The sequence below is a fragment of the Bacteroidales bacterium genome (assembly GCA_012517825.1).
Lineage (GTDB): Bacteria > Bacteroidota > Bacteroidia > Bacteroidales > JAAYUG01 > JAAYUG01.
In genome coordinates, this window is the sequence record JAAYUG010000057.1 from 1 (window position 1) to 19,455 (window position 19,455).

Here is a 19,455-nt window from a genome sequence, read left to right on the forward strand (position 1 = left end):
AATTCAGAATTTACAGAACTCATTCTGATACGTTTTCGCTTCTTTGTCTCCAAGTTCTGCTGCTTTTTTCAGGTCGGCACATGCTTCATTCACCATATCGGCATTCAGTTCAGCCACTGCCCGGTTGAAATAAAAATCGGGATTCTGCGGATCCAGCTGAATGGCCCTTGTATAATCGGCAATAGCTTTTTCGAACTCCCCGGTCTGGAACCATGCATTGCCCCTATCGTACCAGGCATGGTCCTCATCGGGGGCAATGGCAAGTCCTGCCGTAAAGTCCTCAATTGCTTCACGGAAACGGTTCAGCTTAAAAAAAGTATTCCCCCGGTCAAAATAGGCATCAAAATAAAGGGAATCGATCCTGATTAACCGTGTAAAATCTTCCAGTGCCTGTTCAAATTTTCCAAGTTCATACCATGCATTCCCCCGGTTATAAAGAGCATCCTTATGGGCAGGTTCCAGTTTCAGGCACTGGGTAAAATCTTCCACGGCAGCCTTGTAATTCTTCAGATCGAATTGAGCATTGCCCCGGTAATAGTAACCTTCCGCATTGTTCTTATCAAGTGAGATTGCCTTATTGTAATCAGCAATTGCGGCAGATATCTGTCCTCTGGCATGTTTATCCCGGCCGCTCGCAAGATAATCAGCGGCATTTTTCTGCGCACTGAGACCCGCATTCAGTCCCAGGAAAAATATTATGACAAAGAGTCGGATCATAGTCGGATTTTTTTCAATCATAATGAGAATTTTAACGGCGGAGGCGGTTACGGATAATGGTACTCCGTTGTTTCATTATGATTTCGCGCCGGTAATACAATTTATTTCCCTGTTTCAGCATGGCTTTCTTTTGCCAGTTGAGCCGTGCTTCGCGCATGATCTGCCGGCGCCTGACCGGATCCAGGCGCTGGTGATCGTTGGTTCTGCGCACAGGAGCATAATCGCGACTATTAGGCCGCAGCGGAATGGAAGGCTTTCCGGCCGGAGAAGCAGTATTCTCCTGCGCTACCAGAGCCATTCCGCTCAATGCCATCAGGAGGAGAAATGCCAGAAACTTTTTCATGTGGTTGTATTCTTTTCTGGTAGTTTGATGCCTCAGAGGCACAAAAGTTTAATCCGGAATCAAAAAATCTATGAAACCATTCCTTCCATTGATTTCTCGAGCTCTCTTGCCTGTGAAAGGAATTCTTCCACATTCATCTCGCGGTAGAAAATCAGCCCGTGTGCGTTCCGCATTCTCGGATGTTCGTTCATGTAGAAGAAATCTTTCCCCAGAAGAAGCTGAATATCCTTGAGCTGTTCCACCCATATTTTTTGCGACAGGTCGCTGAACGGTCCGTCGTATTCATAACTGGGGAAGGAAGCATCCACCTGGCTAAGATAACAGGTATTGAACGTACTCTGGAGGGCTGCCATGTTAAGAAGAGAAACGGGAACAATGACATTCGCCTCTGCAGGATTGAACCGGTACCATATGTTCCGGTATCCCCAGATGCGGAGATGAGAGAGATCTTCTTCTTTGCTCCACCATCTTACGGCCTCGGCCAGAGCCTGGAGGGTTTTGTAGTGCGTATCAGGGCCACTTCCTTCCGGGTCGAGAGCAAGGCTGATAACAGTCGGTTTTACTTTCTTCAGCAGTTCGTAAACCGGCTTAACATCCCTTTCTTTCTCGGGCTGGGGAGTAAATATATCTCCGGTATAAAAACCAAGACGCAGATGATGAACGTTTTTAACCTGCACGCCATAGTGTGCCCATACCAGTTCCTCTTCAAACTCACGGATCATTCCCTTAAGCCGCTGAATGGAGGGAGGATTCTTTTCCCCGTCATAGCTCCGGTTCAGAATTGCTATGATTTCATTGATCTGATCGCGCAGTTCTTCTTTGTTTTTCACCTTATAGATATCTAAAATAGCCCGTACAATCCTGTGACTCAGGCCCCGTTTGCGCCCCTTTTCGTCCTTGTCGGCTACTTTGTTGAGATAATGGTACACGTCTTTATCCCACTTGAATAAATAGCCTTTTTCAAAAAAGTCGTCATAGTCCGTCATCTGTATTTCTCCCTGATCAAGAAATGAACGGGTTGTTATCAGTGCGTCGCGCAGAAAATGATTGGTTACAGCAGTAAACCCGGAGGTAAGGACAGCAAAATGAAACGTATTGGTGGCCGAACGCACCTGGTGGGCAATATGAGGAAGGATGGCCAGCGGGATGTCGTCGTGATGAGGGCCCGTATGAAGATAAACCTGATTGGTTTCTTCCACAAGTCCTTTCTTCAGTTTTTCCTGAATTGACTGCATGACCGATTCAACGGCAGCGGCGGGTGATCCAGGGATCATGCGGCAGAATGGATCAGCTTTCAGGTCATCAGGCACCAGGTGATGGCCATATTTCTGAATTTTTTTGCACAGATTGATTACGGCCAGTTCTGATTTCTGCTGGTTCCAGCCGTTCTGCTGGTAGTAGCGCATTACGCTGTCGTTAAGGCGGGAAGCCGCTCCGGCTGTCAGGTAAAAACGGCTGTTGGGCAGTTTCTGGAGCACAGTAGCCGGATAAAGATTGTCGGGCGGACTTTCCAGCGAATGCTTCACAATACCAGCCTTGGCTTCTCCGGCGGCAATGATAATGGCAACAGCATCCGGTTTCCAGGTAATGGTTTCAAGCCCTATGGTAATGACCAGCCGTTTGCGCGATATTTCTATTCCGCCAAGGTCAGAGGCAGCTACAGCCTGGGTTTCAAAATTTGTTGCCGTCAAACGGGTGGTGGAATGATGATCCGAACCACGGCAGTTGAAAGCTATGTGGCCATCAGGTCCAATACCTCCCAGAAAGAAACCTATTCCCCCTTTGTCACGGATCTTCTGTTCGTATTCACTGCACCATTGGTCAATTGAAAAAATACTCTGCTGCTGAAGTTTCTCCTGTGGTGTCCGGCAATCACGGTACCGCAATGACAAATCCACGTCCAGGTCAGGAAATACCTGCTGATAGGTTTTCCCTCCGGCCAGGGGAATTTCGTCACAGTTGATGAGGAGGGCCTTACTGCGGTCCAGACCAAATTTATCGATATAAAAGGTATTCACATAATTACAGAAACTATTGTGCTGAACCGGTGAAATAGGATAAAACTCGTCGATCTGCACAAAATGCAATCCCCTCAGATCGGGTTTCTTTTTCAGGTCTAATGCGTATTTTTCTCTCAGACTGATCAGTTCCTTATTATCCCAGTTGGCCAGAAAATGTTCCGTCCATTTGATAAAATGCTCAGGAGTTTTTCCCGTAGGCAGGCTGATGACTCCTTCGGGATTCTCTGCAACCCATTCCAGAAAACGCAGGGAAGTAAACAACCCCAGTTTTGGAAAATTATCGACAATGATGTAAGGAACCCTTGTACTCCACGAGGTAATTCCCGATTCTTTCTGAAAGCTTTGTTCGACTTTTGTTAACCGAAACTGACTCATAGAAGATTGAATTTTTTAAGAAACTTCAAAATTAACAAGTTTATTGAATGATTGTTTACTCAAACCTCCAAAAACTCAGTTTGCCCGATTTCAGGAAAGAAAAAATAACTTTTCGCTCATGTTCTCATAACTGAACCATTTCAGTCAAAAGAAACTGCCTTATATTTTCTATTTTTGAACCCTAAATACTCCTGAATAATGCGCGTACGATTATTTACTGCCATAGTTCTGGCAGCACTTTCCCTGCATGCCGGCAGCCAGATTACTGAAAAAATGCTGCAACAGCATATTCGAGTGCTTGCCTCTGATTCTCTTCAGGGAAGAAAGTCAGGGACAGAATATGAGCGAAAGGCGGCGGTTTACATCAGAAACTACTTTCAGAAGCTGGGCCTTAAACTGCTGGCCGACAGCGGATTTCAGTCGTTTGCGTATACAGGTCTCAGCGGACCGAAGGTATCGCAAAATGTAATAGCCTTTCTGGAGGGCAGTGATCCGGTTCTCCGGCAGGAGTGTGTTGTAATAGGAGCGCATTACGACCATATTGGCAAAGCCCGATTCCCATACAGCCGTCGCTGGCTGAGAGGAGGCATCCATTACGGTGCCGATGACAACGCTTCCGGTACGGCATTAATGCTTGAAATGGCCAATGCGCTGGCCTCCAAAAAAGGCAACTTACCGCGCAGTGTGGTGTTTGTTGCCTTTGGCGCTGAAGAAGAAGGTCTTCAGGGCTCGTCCTATTTCGCCTCACACCTGCCAAGGGAAGTGGGAAAAGTCTTTGTCATGATGAACTTCGACATGGTAGGCCGGCTGGGAAAAGAAAAGAAACTCTTTGTCTCCGGTTCCGGAACAGCCGACGAAATGGAACAACTGTTAGCCCAAATCCATGTTCCTGAAGGCCTTCAGATTGTAAAATTCCCGGGAGGAAAAGGACCTACCGACAGCCAATCATTTTACCTTAAAGATATTCCCGTTCTTTCGTTCATAACAGGCCTTCATAAAGACTATCATACCCCGGGCGATACGGAGAATAAAATCAACTATGAGGGTATGGTAACCATTGCTTCGTATGCATTACCTATAGCCGAGGAACTGGTTCGTTATCCCGGACAACTTACCTACAGAAAAAACAACGAATCCCTCCGCACAAATGAAATAACTCTTTTGCCCTCATGGAGGTTTACCGGACATCTGAAGGGTTTTTCCCTTGGCCTGACTTCCGTTATGAACGAACACTACGGCTCCGATTTTCCGGCAGGATATGATTTCATGAAGAACAGACTGTTCCCGTCTTTTTATCTGAGGGAATATCCCTGGGAATTTGGAGTAAAGATCATAAAAAATGTCGGTCTGGTTACCGCACCGGGAATTGGCTATACCTCGCTTGCCCTTCCCCTGAAACCCGTACAACTGATCAATCCCTCAGGCGACAGTCTTTCTTCCTATACCCCTGATCATATCGGAGTGGATGCGTTGCGTTCTCACCGCTACAGCTCCTGGAAAATTATCCTCCCCGTTTTTATGGAGTATAAGATACCGTCAGGCAAAAAATCGGCCTATATCGCAGCCGGAGTTACGGGTGGCCTTCGGATCGACGGAAAAATCAGATATACCTACAAAAAGGACGGATACCGTTACAAGGAAGAAATCAGAGGTCCATGGTATGTCAATCCCTGGGAATTATCAGCTCAGATAAGAGCCGGTTCTGGCCAGTTTGGATTATTTGCCGATGTTGCCCTGACACCTTTGTTCAAAAAAGAAAAGGCACCGGCTTTTTATCCGGTAACGGGAGGAATTACCATTAACCTGAACCGCTGACACACATTTGCATTGTCATCATGGGGAATCAGAAAAAAACTGCAGGCAGAATCTTTCTGGCAGTCCGGTGGACTCTACTGATTTTCCTTTTATGGTCGGTCAGCGGGGTTGTTACATACCGGTTCATCAACCCTCCCTTTACATTTCTGATGTTCAAAAGAACTTACCAGCAGATTGCCCAGGGGAAACCGGTAAAGATTGAGCGGCAATGGAAGTCGCTGGATGAAATTTCACCGCATCTGGTGCGGGCTGTTATTGCCGCTGAGGATAATAATTTTCCCCGACATTTTGGTTTCGACCTGGACGCAATGAAAAATGCACTGGAGCACAACCAGAAAAGCAGTCGTCTGCACGGCGCAAGCACCATCACACAGCAAACCGCAAAAAATGTGTTTCTGTGGCCCCGGCGGTCATACGTGAGAAAAGCTTTTGAGTTCTACTTCACTTTTCTTATGGAAGTTTTCTGGAGTAAAAAAAGGATAATGGAAGTGTATCTGAATGTAATTGAAACCGGACCAGGTATTTATGGAGCAGAAGCAGCTGCCCGCAGATACTTTCATAAGCCGGCTTCACGTCTTACCCCCGCGGAATCGGCACTGATTGCCGCTGCCCTACCCGCTCCCCGAAAAAGAAATCCGGGAAATCCAAGTGCCTACATGCTCCGCCGGCAGGCTCAGATCCTTGATGTTATGGAAAAAATCGGACCAATAAAATGGAGGTAATTTTCAATTTCCGATTTCCTGAATAAAATCACCTCATAAATGCAGGAAACCATTTCGCAGGAAATGATAATCAGAAACTGAAAATCAATTCTTGTTTGCTTTTTAAAAAAAACGTGTAAATTTCTGCCATATTTCACACCCGAAGGCAGACTGGAAGGGAATTAAAGGATACACACCTCCCGTAAACTGGCTGTTGCACGAGGACCCAAAGAAAAGAGCCGGAAGTTCTTTGCAGGAATTGTATGCAGGTACGGATCTGAACGGAGTTTCCTGACCATTTTGAATGGAAAAAGATCCATAAACCGGTGGGAAAATGAGGCTTGTCGATAGTGACAGTAAGATGATTGTTACAGCATCTGAAGTACAAATGACAAAGTACAAACTTTTAAATTTACCCCTATGGAAAAGCAGGAACTCCTTACAAAAGTTAAAGAAGTAGTGGCCAGGGTTCTCAAAATGGACCCTGAAGAAATTGCCGACGATGCCAATTTTGTGTTTGATCTGGGCGCCGACAGCATGCAGAGCATTCAACTGGTAGCTGCCTTTGAAGAAGAATTCGGCATTACCATGGATCAGGACAAAGCACTATCAGTGCAGACAGTAAATGCTGCAGCCGATTTCATTGAAGCTTACCTGAAAAAATGAAAGCGGGAAGATAATTTCCCCGGTCCGAGCAAAAAAATTTCTTTCCAGTTTAATGTTCAACCTGAAAATCATTCCATTTTATGATTACACCCCGTTTCGAGGTTCACCGCAGGAATCTGGATAAAATTTTCTATCCGGAATCCGTGGCCATTGTCGGAGCCAACAACGTGCGAGGTACAGTGCCGCACGATATTCTTGACAACATTCTCAAAGCGAATTTCAACGGGGTAGTATATCCTGTCAGCCCCCGTGAACGGTTCATTGCCGGAGTAAAAGCATATAAGTATGTAATCGACATTCCTGATCCGGTCGATCTGGCTATCCTTGTATTTCCGAGCCAGGTCTGCCATCTTGCATTGGAACAGTGCGGACAGAAAGGGATTCCCGCCGCCATTGTTATCTCTGCAGGATTCAGGGAAGTAGGACAGGCAGGTAAAGAAAGAGAAGAAGAGCTGAAGCGCATTGCTGAAAAATACGGAATATCCTTCATCGGGCCTAATTGTCTCGGAGTGATTAATACCGACAGCCGTTCCCTGCTGAATGCGTCATTTGCCCGGAAAATGCCGGAAGAAGGAAGCATCAGTTTTCTTTCGCAGAGCGGCGCTTTGTGCACGGCTGTGCTCGACTATGCGCAGGCACGGAATATTGGATTTGCCAAGTTCATCAGTTTCGGTAACAAAGCGGACATTTCGGAAATTGATTTACTGTATTACCTGAAAGACGATCCAAAAACCAGGATCATTCTGATGTACCTTGAAGAAATCACCGACGGACCGGCCCTCATGGAGGCTGCCCGCGAGGTGATCGTAAAAGGAAACAAGCCCCTGCTCATTCTGAAGGCGGGCCGCACCTCGGAAGGTGCTGCTGCCGCTGCTTCGCATACCGGTTCTCTGGCCGGTAGCGATGCCATCTGCGATGCGGCCTTTACACAGGCAGGCATCATTCGCTGTGAAACGATTGAAGAAATGTTCAATATTGCCACAGCCTATGTTTACCAGCCTCTGCCCGAAGGAAACAGGGTAGCTGTGATTACCAATGCCGGCGGCCCGGGAGTGCTTGCTACCGACGCCTGTATTCAGAACGGACTTACCATGGCACGTTTTGAAGAAGATACAACCCAGTTCCTGAAAAAAAATCTTCCGGCGACGGCCAACATCAAAAACCCGGTGGATGTAATTGGTGATGCACGGGCCGACCGCTACAACGTCGCCCTTACGGCCGCTTTTAAAGATCCCAATGTGGACGCGGTTTTCACCATTCTCACCCCTCAGTCAATGACCGATATTGACCTCATTGCCCGCGAGGTTGCCAAAGTATCGAGCCATTACAACAAACCCGTCTATACTTCGTTTATGGGTGAAGCCGACGTTAAGGAGGGCATTGTGGTACTGCAACGCAACCGCATTCCCCATTATCAGTTGCCGGAATCCATGGCTCGTTCCCTTGCCAGGGTTCTGCAGTTTAAAAAGCTGCGTCAGATGCTCCAGAACAAAAAAGCCATTCCTCCCGTGAATGCTCACCCGGAAGCAGAAACCATACTTAAAGATGCTGCTGCAAAAGGGAAAAAAGTACTTACCGAAACCGACGGAGCGCCCCTGCTCAGGTCCTGGAAAATTCCCGTAGCCGAATCGTTTCTTGCCCACACACCCGAAGAAGCGGCAAAATGGGCATCAGAATGCGGTTATCCCGTTGTTCTGAAAGTTGCCTCAGAACAGATTTTGCATAAAACCGATGTGGGAGGCGTATTCCTGAACCTTAACTCTGCAGAAGATGTCCTGAATGCCTTTAAACGCATTACCGAAAACGTTTCCCGTACCATGCCCGAGGCTTTAATCAACGGGATACTGGTTGAAAAACAAATCCCAGGAGGAGAAGAAATTATCCTGGGGATTAAGCGCGATCCATCCTTTGGGCCGGTTGTCATGTGCGGAATGGGAGGAATCTTTGCTGAAATATACCGTGATGTGAGCTTCAGAATCGCACCGTTCGGGGAAGAAGAAGCAGAAGCAATGCTGAAAGAACTGAAAGCCTATCCCCTTCTTACCGGAGCCAGAGGCAGAACAAAACGCGATATTCCTTCCCTGGTTAAAACACTTGTCAGCCTTTCCCACCTTGCCTTTGCCCACCCCCGCATCGCCGAACTCGATATCAATCCCCTCATTGTGCTGGATGAAGGCAAAGGATGCATGGCCGCCGATGTGAAAATTCTTCTTTCCAATAATTCCTGAATACTAACTAACTAAATCCAAACTGCTATGAGAATCTTGATTTTTGACGATTACAAAAAACTGAGCAATTGGGTTGCGCACTATGTATGCGCCAAGATCAATGCCCAGGCTACCCCTCAGAAACCCTTTGTGTTGGGCCTGCCAACAGGCTCTTCGCCTATTGGTACCTACCAGGCTATGGTGGAGCTTTACAAACAGAAAAAGGTATCGTTCAAAAACGTCATTACCTTCAATATGGATGAATATGTGGGCCTGCCGGAAGACCACCCGCAGAGTTATCATTATTTCATGCACCACCATCTGTTTGACCATATTGACATTCCGCGTGAGAACATCAATATTCTCAACGGAAACGCACCCGATCTGGAGGCCGAATGCCGTTCGTACGAAGAACGAATGAAACAATACGGCGGTATCGATCTTTTCCTTGGCGGAATTGGCCCCGACGGACATATTGCGTTCAACGAGCCCGGTTCATCGCTCACTTCCCGCACCCGCATCAAAACCCTCACTTATGATACGCTGGTAGCTAACTCCCGCTTCTTTGACAATGATATTTCAAAGGTACCCAAAACGGCCCTTACCGTTGGCGTGGGTACGGTTATGGACGCCCGCGAAGTGCTGATCATCATCAGCGGATACAGTAAGGCCCGCGCCCTTCAGCATGCCGTGGAGGAAGGAGTGAACCATATGTGGACTGTTTCGATGCTTCAGCTTCACCAGCATGGAATAATCTGCTGCGACGAAGAATCTACCATGGAACTGAAAGTCGGTACAGTGAAGTATTTCAGAGACATTGAAAACCATTCACTTAACAATCTACCCAAACTCTGATGGAAGTTAGAAATCTTACCACCGTTGAAATTGAAAAACTGGAAAGACAGGGCTGCCGGGCGGAGTCGTGGAACTCCGTCCTGGTAGCCGATCCTTTCCTTCCGGAACGTTTTCACCAAACAACCTTTTCAGGAAAAGTGTCAATTGCCCGGCAGGACGGATTCCTGACATCGGACACGGGCAAACCACTGCCTTGCGGAATCAACCGGGCAGCAGTGTGCGATTGCGTCATTGGCGAAAATAACCGGATTGATGACGTAGGATTCCTTTCGGGTTATGAGACCGGTAAACAAGTCATGATCTGCCATGTTGGTTCCATGGAAACCACCGGAGAGACTTCTTTCGGCAACGGAGTCCATGCCGAGGTGCTGAACGAATCCGGGGGCAGGGAAGTTATTCTGTTTGACCGTCTTTCGGCCCAGATAGCCTATATGATGGCACTGTACCGCGAAGACCTTTCCTTTACCGACCGGTTGAAAAAAATCGTAGAGGCTTATTGTGAAGGGAAAAAATCTTCCCTTGGGTACATAGGCGATGAAAGCAGAATTATTGGTTGTGAGCAGATCAAAAACGTCAGAGTGGGTGAAATGGCGACCCTGCAGGGAGTCACTCTTCTGGAAGACGGGACTATAGTGAGCAAAAGAGAAGCTCCGGTATTTGCAGGCCCCGGTGTATCGGCCCGTCACTTTATTATCCAGAGCGGCTCGTCAGTTGACGGAGGCGCCTTGCTACTGAACTGTTTTGTCGGACAGGGAGTTCAGATAGGAAAGCAGTTTTCGGCCGAAAACTCCCTTTTCTTTGCCAACTGCGAAGGGTTTCACAGCGAAGCCTGCAGCATTTTTGCAGGGCCTTATACCGTTACCCACCATAAATCAACCCTGCTGATTGCTTCCCTTTATTCCTTCTTCAATGCCGGCAGCGGAACCAACCACAGCAACCACATGTACAAGCTCGGACCGGTGCATCAGGGCATTTTCGACCGGGGTTCCAAAACCGGATCCTTTGCCTATGTGCTGCTTCCTTCCCGCATCGGACCGTATTCGGTTATTATAGGAAAGCACTTTTCCAATTTTGATGCTTCGGAGTTCCCCTTCAGCTACATACGTGAAGAAGAAGGGAAAAGTGTTTTATATCCGGGAATGAATCTTTTCACGGTAGGAACAAAACGGGATGCCGAAAAATGGCCGGTTCGCGACCGGAGAAAAGATACTGACAAGCTCGATCTGATCCACTTTGACCTGTTCAATCCGTACATCGCCGGCCGATGCCAGCAAGCCCTCGACCTGATGCAGAGCCTGGCCGAAAAAGCTTCCCGTAAGCAGGAGCATGTGCAGTACAAGGGTTTACGTATTAACCGGCTGATGCTCTCGGCTACCCGTAAATATTATACTACAGCATTGCAAATCTTTTTTGGTGATCAGCTGGTAAAAAGACTGGATAAAATAAAGGAAAAAGAAACATCTGAGACCCCGTTTGCCCTGCTCGTCCCCAAAACCGGAAAAGTTTCGGATGTATGGCACGACCTCTGCGGCCTGATTGCCCCGGCAAATGAAACCGAACGGCTCAGGGACGATATACAGAAAGGAAAAATAACCGAACTGAAACAACTGGAAAAACGGTTGCATCAGCTCTATGCGGAATACGACGAACTTTCCTGGAGCTGGACAGCTGTACAGCTTGAAAAAAATGAAGGATTGAACGTGCGAAACCCTGAAAGGGAAAAGCTGGAAAGAATTCTTACCCAATGGAAAGACAGCAAATTGCAGCTCAATCAAATGATCCTGGCCGATGCAAAAAAGGAATTTGACGCCAACAGCCGCATAGGATACGGCATAGACGGTAACGCGCAGGTGCAGGAAATGGATTTCACCAATGTTAGAGGAACTTTCGAAAACAATAAGTTTGTGAAGGGTATTCTGGAGGAAAATGAAAAAATAACTGAAAAGTTCAAGCAGATGATTGAACTGATCCATACCCTGGCATAGAAAAACCATCATTCAGGCGGTTGCTCCTTAGCAAGGGTTCATAATGTCTTATACCGGGGTTGGGTTTCAGGATTGCAGATGAACTAATGCGCAGTGTGTTAGCCTTTTGCGCCGGCATCCGGCTCAATCGTGCTGAAACGGCTTCTGGGGCACATTACGCAACTTTTCATGCGCAGCGTGGGCTAAATTAAGGCATAAAAAAGGTGCTTCCCGGCAAGCGGTCCGGGAAGCACCTTTTTTAATGCCGCTTTACTCTATTACAAACGGTTCTCCTGCAATGCTGACATCAGCCCGGACAAATCCTGCGGGAATTTCACCGGCTACGGGAGCATAGCCACCAACGATAATCTGAACGACACCCGGGAGTTCTTTCCGTAAATCGTCGTTGTCAATCACTGCCAGCTGACGCGGAATCAGGGTAAAATCCACTTCCTTTTTCTCTCCTGCTTTCAGGAATATCCTGCGAAAGCCCTGCAGTGAGGAAAGAGGCACCGGCACCTTTGCATCGGGATGCTTCACATACAATTGCACCACTTCCTCTCCGTCGGATGTTCCGGTATTTTCAACGGTTAAACTGACCTTCAGGGGTTCGCCGGTTTTTACCTCCGGCTGAACCTTCAGGTCGCCATACCGGAACGAAGTATAGCTCAATCCGTAACCAAACGGATAGAGGGGTTTCCCGGTAAAGTATTTGTACGTGCGTCCCGTCATGTTGTAATCCTCAAAGGGAGGAAGGTCGTTTACCGAGCGGTAGAAAGTCACAGGAAGTCGCCCTGCCGGGTTATAGTCGCCGAACAATACGTCGGCAATGGCATTTCCTCCTTCCTCGCCCGGATACCATGCCTGCAGGATAGCAGGAATATTTTCGGCGGCCCAGTTAAACGCCACGGCCGATCCGCTCATGTTAACAAATACCATCGGCTTGCCGGTCTTGTAAAGCTGCTTCAGAAGATTTTCCTGGATAGCAGGCAAGGCTATGTCGGTACGATCACCACCGCTGAAACCAGGCACTTTTACGGGCATTTCCTCACCCTCAAGCGAGGGAGACAATCCGCCAAAAAACAGAATTACATCGGCCTGTGAAGCGAGCCGAACAGCTTCTTTCACCGGATCCTGCTCTGCTCGGCCGTAATCGAAACGGATCATTGCCCCTCCCGCACCCTGGTAATATTCAACTACAAGATCATACGGTTTTCCTTTTTCAAGGGAAAGAACTGTCTTGTAGGTTGTGGGGGCCTGACGAATCCAGCTTTCCAGAACTTTTTTACCGTCCACAAAAAGCCGCAGGCCATCATCGGCAGTAATGGCCAACCAGTACTTGCCCGTTTCGGGAACAGTAAGACGGCCTGTCCACCGTACCGAAAAGTTCTGATTCTCAAGATTTTCAGCCGGTTTTGTTCCGTCCCAGGCAAAATCAATTTGTGCATCAGTACGGGTAACAACAGGCTGATCCTTTAAATCCGTATTGGCAAAATATTCGGCCCTGAGGCCGGGCTTCCCGTCATAACTGAGCCATTCTGCAGGAACGGGAGAAAGGGAAGGCGTAGCATCAGTATAACTGCATCCCTGAGCATACAGAACTTTAGCCGAATTTCCCACCTTATTTTTGATACCTTCAAGAGGTGTTACCGGATGAGAGGAAACCCCGTTATAATTTCCGTACAGAGCGTCCACGCTGTTGGCATTTGGCCCGATCACGGCAATAGTTTTCAGATTTTCCTTTTTCAGCGGAAGCAGATTGCCCTGGTTGCGGAGAAGCACAATGCTTTTGCGGGCAGATTCAAGGGCCAATGCCCTGTGCTCTTTCGAGTCATTCACCTCAATGGGAATTTTATTGAAGGGGACTTTTTCTTCCGGATCAAACATACCCAGTTTAATACGGGCAATGAACAGCCGTTTAACCGCGGTATCAATTTCTGCTTCGGTAATGAGTCCTTTTTCCACGGCCTGTTTCAGGTACTGGTAGGTATTGCCGCAGTTCAGGTCGCAACCGGCCTTAACAGCCATTGCGGCAGCCTCTTCGGGCGTGGAAACAATTTTATGGAACATATAAATATCGTCAATAGCCCCGCAGTCAGATACCACATAGCCTTTGAATCCCCATTTTCCGCGGAGGGTCTCTTTCAGGAGGACATTACTGGCACAGCAGGCTTCCCCCATATAGCGGTTGTATGCCCCCATAACGCTCCAGGCTCCTCCTTCGCGCACACAGGCTTCAAAGGCAGGGGTGTAGGTTTCGAGGAAATCGCGCTGGCTGATGCGGGCATCGAACTGATGGCGGAAGGGTTCGGGACCGCTGTGAACGGCAAAATGTTTTGGAGTGGAAACCGTTTTAAGGTACACCGGGTCGTTTCCCTGCAATCCTTTTACAAAGGCAACGCCCGTACATCCGGTCAGGTAGGGATCCTCTCCATAAGTTTCCTGTCCACGGCCCCATCTTGGATCGCGGAATATATTGATGTTGGGAGACCATACCGTAAGCCCCTTGAAAATTCCTCTTTCATTTCGTTTGACGAAATCATTGTACTTGGCCCGGAATTCATCGCCGATTACCGATGCTACGGTAAACATGGTACTGGTATCCCACATGGCGGCGAGGCCGATAGCCTGCGGAAAGACCGTAGCCACACCCGCCCGGGCTACACCGTGCAAGCCCTCGCTCCACCAGTCGTATTCGGGAATTCCCAATCGGGGAATGGCAGGAGCCGAATTCATCATCTGGGAGATTTTTTCATCAAGGGTCATCCGGGAAACTAAATCCATGGCCCTCTTCTCAACCGGAAGCCGGGGATTGAGATACGCCGGCCCGCGATGGCATGAGCTTGCAAAAAACAAGCCTGCAGCCAACAACGTAAATAATCTTGCTTTTTTCATTACGGTTCAGAAATTTAAACGTTTTTAATACGTATCATCCAGAGCAAAGATAGGTTTGCGAACCATCCACTGTCCGTTGGTAAAGTCGGGAAACTCCTGGGGAGCCCCGCCGGCAGCTATGGAAGCTTCTGAAAGGGGTGTTACCGCGCTCCACGCAGCAGCATCATAGGCATCCAGAGGAGCCGGAGCCTGACGGCGGATAATTTCAACGAAAGCATTGATAACATAAAAGTCCATTCCTCCGTGTCCGGCTCCTTCTGCCAGATGTTCATACTTTTTCCAAAGCGGGTGATCATATTTATTTAACCAGGTTTCTGCCTTATCCCACTGATCCGGGGAACTGATTCCTTCCACATATACCTGGTCGCCGTCATCCATCCACAATCCCTGCGTACCCTGGATACGGAAACCAAGCGAATACGGCCTCGGATTGTTGGTATCGTGAATTACCACAATATTTTCACCATTTACGGTTGTAATGGTTGAGGTTACAATATCTCCAAGCCGGAATCGGACTTTGGCATTCGGGTGGTCGGGGCCGGCCTTGTCAACAATGTACTTATGCAGTCCGCGCGTTTTGGTTGCCGAAGCGGTAAGCGAAAGGAACCTGTTGCCCCGGTTAATGTTCATCATAACGGCTACCGGTCCGAGACCATGGGTTGGATAAATATCCCCGTTCTGATAGACAGAATGTTGTGTACGCCAGCGTGCTTCATGAACTCCCTTATCGCCAAATTCCACGCCGGGTTCAAATTTCACTTCGCGCAGATCGTGCTGATAACCGCAATGGGCATACAGGATTTCGCCGAATACATTCTGCCGAACCATGTTCAAAACGGCCATAATATCGCGGCGGTAACACACATTTTCAAGAATCATCATGGGTACGCCGGTTTCTTCGTGTGCATTGACCAGATCCCAGCATTCGTCGAGGGTAGTAGCTGCCGACACCTCTACTCCGGCATATTTGCCTGCTTTCATGGCACCCACGGTCATTTTGGTATGCCAGAGCCAGGGAGTGGCGATAACCACCCCATCAATATCTGTTCGTTGCAGAAGTTTTTCCCAGGCCCATTCACTGCCGGTATAAACTTCCGGTTCTTTTTTTCCTGCCTTACGGAATATACTTTTTGCCACTTCAATCCGTTCGGGATCGATGTCGCAGATAGCCGGAACAACCACATCATTGCGTGCCAGAAGAAGCTCGAGATGGGAGCAACCTCGCAAACCGGCCCCAATAAGGCCAATGCGGACGGCTGGTTTCTTAACTTCCTGAGCCATAGCAAAGGCAGGACTCAGGTAAAACGACAGCCCGGTAAGTGCTGTCAGTTTAAGGAAATCTCTCCGGTTTGTCATAGTTTCTGGTTATTAACTGGTGACTATTTTACCAAAGGTTTAATTACAAAGCCCCATTCGGCAGGCTGAGGCAGGATGCAGTATTTAGCGTGTACGGGAGCACCCCAGGAATCGTCGCCTCCAACTCCCATCTGTTTGTAATCAATATTAACAAACACAAAATTCCGTTTTGTCAGATCAGTGGGATGCATGGAACCACGTTTTTCCTGCGTCAGGTCTTCATTGGTGTAATTTAGTGCGGAGAAGCCGAACAATGGTTTTCCGAAGAACTGTATTCCTTCCCCGGCGCCATTGGTCAGGGTCATCCAGCGGGTATCGCAGCGATGGCCGCATTCCTGCGGACTTACGTATTTGGTGAGCTGGTTTTCGACCTTATCAGTGTATAAACCCACAAATGCAGATGTTAAACGGTCGATATAGTTCTCCTGTGGACCTCTTCCATACCAGGTTATGGTACTGAACTCCTCCGGCAAACACAGGTGCATGCCCAAACGCGGTATCTCGGGAAGCTTGCTGCTTCCGGGAACAAAAGCAACATCCACGGCAAGGCTTCCGTCGGCCTTCATCTGGTACAAAATTTTCATCTGAGAGGAAACATCCGGGAGGTACAGGTCGGCTGCTACCTGAGGAACACCATCCTTTTCGTTCACGGTGAGATTCTTCAGTTCCCTGTGAGCACCGGCATAGCGCCAAACCTTCAGACGGTAATGCATAGCATTTCCAAAATCATTGTCGGTTGGAGCTCTCCAGAACTCAGGTTCAAGGGCACTCACCAGCATGTTCCTGCCATTCACCTCAAATGCCTGGAGCAATCCGTCATTTTTACCAATTCTGGCCTTGACGTTGCCTGCTGAAAGTGTTATAAAATCCTGATCCTGTGTAACCACAGTTCCCGGTTTGCCTTCATTAGTATAGTAAACCGGCACATCCGAAAGGGCAAACTGCTGAGAAGCAATGATATGACCAGCCGGAATCAGGTTTTCTTCTTTTTGTGTTTTAACATAAACGTTCAGAAAATACTCCTTCCCGGCAATCCGTGCAAAATTATCTGCTTCGGGCTTGAAGCGGAAGACTTCGCCCGGTTTGACCGCCGGCAAAGGAAGGGTGCCCGATGCAACAGGCTTGCCGTCGGAAACGATTTCCCAGGCAGCATCCAGGCCGCTCAGGTCGCGGAAGATAAATTTATTTCTCAGTTCCACTTCGCCGGTAACTGGCAGGACGGAAAAACCGATATTCTGGTACACCTTTTTGACTTCGGCAAGGGCAGGATGCGGCGAACGGTCGGGAGCAACTATTCCGTTGGCACAGAAATTCTGATCGCTTGGAACATCCCTGGGTCCGTAATCGCCCCCAAAGGCCCAGAACTTCCTTCCGTCAGCCGTGGTTTTCACAAAACCCTGGTCAACCCAGTCCCAGATAAAACCACCCTGCAACTGGGGGTTGCTCTCAATCACATCCCAATAATCCTGAAAATTGCCGGTACTGTTTCCCATCGAATGGGCATATTCGCACTGAATCAGAGGACGCTTCTGAGGCTTGTTTGCATACTGCAGCAAATCATGAATCCGGGCGTACATGGGGCAGTAAATATCGGTGTAAGGCTCCAGTTCAGCACGTTCATACTGAACAGGGCGGGAATTATCGCGCTGTTTTATCCATGAGTAAGTTGCCTTGAAATTCTCACCAAAACCTGCCTCATTTCCCAACGACCAGATGATTACCGACGGATGATTCTTGTCGCGTTCAACCATGCGGATGGTACGGTCCATATGTGCCGGCAGAAAATCTTTGCGGTTGGCAAGGGTTCTGCCCGGTTCATAGCCCATACCATGCGATTCGATATTGGCCTCATCCACGAGGTAAATTCCGTATTGATCACAGAGTTCGTACCAGCGTTCGGCATTGGGATAATGGCAGGTACGAACCGCATTAATATTGTTTTGCTTCATGAGCTGAATATCACGGATCATTAATTCCTCCGAAATAACATGCCCGTTGAGCTCATCATGTTCGTGCCGGTTTACACCTTTCAGATAAACAGGTTTGCCGTTAACAAGAAGCTGGCCTCCCTTTACTTCGCTTGTTCTGAAGCCAATACGAACCGAAGTAGCCATGCTGATATTCCCTTTTGCATCGGTAAGGGTGAGCAAAAGAGTATATAAGTTGGGGGTTTCGGCAGTCCATGGTTTGGGCCGCAGTATAGTCTGCTCAAGCCGGATACTGTCTTCTGCCCCGGCAGCAGGGGCTACCTGTTTTTCCAGTGTCAGAACGGGTTTTTTCAGATCGGCCGGATCGTAAAGTTGCGCTTTCAGAACATACGGACCTGCTGGCTTATCTGAAAGGTTCCTTACTCTAATATCGAGCTGAAAAAGTCCGTCGGTATAGTCATTAATTAAAGGAGTATAACAGAAAAAATCTGATATATGAACAGCAGGAACGGCATAGAGGTACACATCGCGTTCAATGCCGCTGATTCTCCAGAAATCCTGACATTCGAGATAGGAACCATCGGACCACCGGTACACCTGAAGGGCCACCAGATTCCTGCCGGGTTTCAGGTACTTTGTAATATTGAATTCAGCCGGAAGTTTGCTGCCTTCATGGTATCCCACTTTTTCGCCATTAACCCATATATAAAAGGCCGATTTTACATCCCCCAGGTAAATGAACACCTGTTTGTCTTTCCAGCTGTCAGGCAATATAAAAGTCCGGCGGTAAGAACCCACGGGGTTGTAATCGTGGGGAACCTTCGGCGGATCAGGATTCTTTGTCCATTCATAGGGAATATTGACATAGATGGGATATCCGTAGCCATGGAGTTCCCAGTTGGCGGGAACCTGAAAATCATCCCATGATGCATCATTAAAACCAGGCTTGAAAAAATCTGCCGGTGCATCAGAGGGACGTTCCACCCATTTGAATTTCCATATGCCATTGAGCGATACAAAATTGCCCGAGGATTCCCTTTTGTTCAGCAGGGCCTGGTCAGTGCTTTCATAGGGAAAGAACGAAGCATGCGGTTTTTCAACATTTATGCTGACCACAGCGGGATTTTCCCAATCAGGAGTAGTCTGCTTCTGGCATATAGCAAAAGATGCAGAAAACCAGATCAATACCACTGAAATAATACCATTCTTCATATGCTAAATTTTTAATGTATAGAGAAGAACAAACTTAAAAATTTTTCGGGCTTTGTGGCATTGTTTAAAAAACAATAAAAGGTTTTTGCTATTATTGAATGTTTTTTTAGGGAGTGAAGTTTTTTACACTAAAATGTATAAATACTATGCAAAACTCTGGTATTACGAAACGTTCGGATTATATTCTTCCGATTACCGTTATAGGGATTTTGTTTTTTATTTTCGGATTTGTCACATGGCTCAACGGAATTCTGATTCCTTTTCTTCGTACAGCTTGTGAACTGAATGATTTTGAGGCATATTTCGTTACGTTTGCCTTTTATATTTCCTATTTTGTCATGGCACTGCCTTCATCGCAGGTTCTGAAGTTCACGGGTTTCAGAAACGGAATGACGGTAGG

General features: G+C 47.8%; 13 protein-coding genes. 7 read left to right on the top strand and 6 right to left on the bottom strand.

Annotation, left to right across the window (positions count from 1 at the left end):
- Nucleotides 1-3: 3 nt before the first annotated feature.
- From GX419_03845 to GX419_03855, 3 genes are all read right to left on the bottom strand, one after another.
- Nucleotides 4-717 carry a tetratricopeptide repeat protein gene (locus GX419_03845; protein NLI23823.1) on the bottom strand — a complete coding sequence of 238 codons (714 nt, stop codon included), beginning with the start codon at nt 715-717 and terminating at the stop codon, nt 4-6.
- A 31-nt stretch (nt 718-748) separates the two neighbouring features.
- On the bottom strand, nt 749-1,060 hold the full coding sequence (locus GX419_03850) for a hypothetical protein (protein ID NLI23824.1): 312 nt from the start codon (nt 1,058-1,060) through the stop codon (nt 749-751).
- Nucleotides 1,061-1,128: 68 nt separating this feature from the next.
- A complete protein-coding gene (locus GX419_03855) occupies nt 1,129-3,456 on the bottom strand; it encodes a glucosamine-6-phosphate isomerase (protein NLI23825.1) in 2,328 nt (775 codons plus the stop codon).
- A 198-nt stretch (nt 3,457-3,654) separates the two neighbouring features.
- On the opposite strand from GX419_03855, the gene GX419_03860 reads away from it, so the two are divergent.
- The 6 genes from GX419_03860 (at nt 3,655) to GX419_03885 (ending at nt 11,685) form a co-directional block, all read left to right on the top strand.
- Nucleotides 3,655-5,271: a M20/M25/M40 family metallo-hydrolase gene (locus GX419_03860; protein ID NLI23826.1), complete on the top strand. Its 1,617-nt coding sequence runs from the start codon at nt 3,655-3,657 to the stop codon at nt 5,269-5,271.
- A gap of 20 nt (nt 5,272-5,291) precedes the next feature.
- Entirely contained in the window at nt 5,292-5,993 is a 702-nt protein-coding gene (mtgA, locus tag GX419_03865) for a monofunctional biosynthetic peptidoglycan transglycosylase (protein NLI23827.1), read from the top strand.
- Nucleotides 5,994-6,392: 399 nt separating this feature from the next.
- A complete protein-coding gene (locus GX419_03870) occupies nt 6,393-6,638 on the top strand; it encodes an acyl carrier protein (GenBank protein ID NLI23828.1) in 246 nt (81 codons plus the stop codon).
- 80 nt (nt 6,639-6,718) lie between these two features.
- Complete coding sequence (locus GX419_03875) at nt 6,719-8,866, top strand: CoA-binding protein (GenBank protein NLI23829.1); 2,148 nt, start codon at nt 6,719-6,721, stop codon at nt 8,864-8,866.
- 27 nt (nt 8,867-8,893) lie between these two features.
- Nucleotides 8,894-9,700: a glucosamine-6-phosphate deaminase gene (locus GX419_03880; protein NLI23830.1), complete on the top strand. Its 807-nt coding sequence runs from the start codon at nt 8,894-8,896 to the stop codon at nt 9,698-9,700.
- Nucleotides 9,700-11,685, top strand: a complete 1,986-nt coding sequence (locus tag GX419_03885) for a DUF4954 family protein (GenBank protein NLI23831.1) — start codon at nt 9,700-9,702, stop codon at nt 11,683-11,685. The genes GX419_03880 and GX419_03885 overlap by 1 nt, the downstream gene beginning before the upstream one ends.
- Before the next feature lie 249 nt (nt 11,686-11,934).
- Here the strand turns inward: GX419_03885 and GX419_03890 are convergent, their stop codons facing one another.
- Genes GX419_03890 through GX419_03900 form a run of 3 tightly spaced genes read right to left on the bottom strand, consistent with a single transcriptional unit; the run spans nt 11,935 to nt 19,055 of the window.
- Nucleotides 11,935-14,559, bottom strand: a complete 2,625-nt coding sequence (locus GX419_03890) for a glucan 1,4-alpha-glucosidase (GenBank protein ID NLI23832.1) — start codon at nt 14,557-14,559, stop codon at nt 11,935-11,937.
- A 24-nt stretch (nt 14,560-14,583) separates the two neighbouring features.
- Nucleotides 14,584-15,915, bottom strand: coding sequence for a Gfo/Idh/MocA family oxidoreductase (locus GX419_03895; protein NLI23833.1), 1,332 nt, complete (start codon nt 15,913-15,915; stop codon nt 14,584-14,586).
- Between the two features lie 23 nt (nt 15,916-15,938).
- The gene (locus GX419_03900; GenBank protein NLI23834.1) at nt 15,939-19,055 is read right to left on the bottom strand and encodes a DUF4981 domain-containing protein; all 3,117 of its coding nucleotides are present in this window, start codon (nt 19,053-19,055) and stop codon (nt 15,939-15,941) included.
- Nucleotides 19,056-19,201: 146 nt separating this feature from the next.
- Here GX419_03900 and GX419_03905 point away from each other — a divergent pair.
- The coding region (locus tag GX419_03905) for a sugar MFS transporter (protein ID NLI23835.1) at nt 19,202-19,455 on the top strand (254 nt) is incomplete at its 3' end.

Coding starts and splice junctions, on each gene's coding strand:
- GX419_03845 (NLI23823.1), bottom strand. CDS start 717: ATGATCCGACTCTTTGTCATAATATTTTTCCTGGGACTGAATGCGGGT.
- GX419_03850 (NLI23824.1), bottom strand. CDS start 1,060: ATGAAAAAGTTTCTGGCATTTCTCCTCCTGATGGCATTGAGCGGAATG.
- GX419_03855 (NLI23825.1), bottom strand. CDS start 3,456: ATGAGTCAGTTTCGGTTAACAAAAGTCGAACAAAGCTTTCAGAAAGAA.
- GX419_03860 (NLI23826.1), top strand. CDS start 3,655: ATGCGCGTACGATTATTTACTGCCATAGTTCTGGCAGCACTTTCCCTG.
- mtgA (NLI23827.1), top strand. CDS start 5,292: ATGGGGAATCAGAAAAAAACTGCAGGCAGAATCTTTCTGGCAGTCCGG.
- GX419_03870 (NLI23828.1), top strand. CDS start 6,393: ATGGAAAAGCAGGAACTCCTTACAAAAGTTAAAGAAGTAGTGGCCAGG.
- GX419_03875 (NLI23829.1), top strand. CDS start 6,719: ATGATTACACCCCGTTTCGAGGTTCACCGCAGGAATCTGGATAAAATT.
- GX419_03880 (NLI23830.1), top strand. CDS start 8,894: ATGAGAATCTTGATTTTTGACGATTACAAAAAACTGAGCAATTGGGTT.
- GX419_03885 (NLI23831.1), top strand. CDS start 9,700: ATGGAAGTTAGAAATCTTACCACCGTTGAAATTGAAAAACTGGAAAGA.
- GX419_03890 (NLI23832.1), bottom strand. CDS start 14,559: ATGAAAAAAGCAAGATTATTTACGTTGTTGGCTGCAGGCTTGTTTTTT.
- GX419_03895 (NLI23833.1), bottom strand. CDS start 15,915: ATGACAAACCGGAGAGATTTCCTTAAACTGACAGCACTTACCGGGCTG.
- GX419_03900 (NLI23834.1), bottom strand. CDS start 19,055: ATGAAGAATGGTATTATTTCAGTGGTATTGATCTGGTTTTCTGCATCT.